The organism is Mesorhizobium sp. M8A.F.Ca.ET.161.01.1.1 (assembly GCF_004792105.1).
Lineage (GTDB): Bacteria > Pseudomonadota > Alphaproteobacteria > Rhizobiales > Rhizobiaceae > Mesorhizobium.
The window spans coordinates 1-368 of the sequence record NZ_SRTD01000168.1; the positions used below are offsets into that span (position 1 = coordinate 1).

Genomic DNA, 368 nt, shown 5'->3' on the forward strand with positions numbered 1-368 from the left:
CCCTTCCCGCCAACGCGAAAGCGGGGATAACGTGTAGCATACGATCAAATAAAGAATGGCCACCGCGACGAAGACGCTTAACGGCTGGAACGTGGCATTGTTGATGAGCTGCCCCGCTCTTGCCAGTTCGACGAAACCGATGATCGATGCGATGGACGTGTTCTTGACGACCTGGACGGCAAAACCGACGGTCGGCGGTAGCGAAATTCGGATCGCCTGCGGCAGGATGACGTAGCGATATTGCTGGGCGCGGGTGAGAGCGAGCGATTCCGACGCTTCCCATTGCTGCTTCGGCACCGCCTGGATGCAGCCGCGCCAGATTTCCGCGAGATAACCTGACGTATAGATGGTCATCGACGCGCCGGCGG

At 59.2% G+C, this 368-nt stretch carries 1 protein-coding gene; it reads right to left on the minus strand.

Annotated features, from left to right (window positions below; genetic code table 11):
- On the minus strand, positions 1–368 hold a 368-nt coding region (locus EN804_RS35150; protein WP_135922339.1), incomplete at both ends, for an amino acid ABC transporter permease.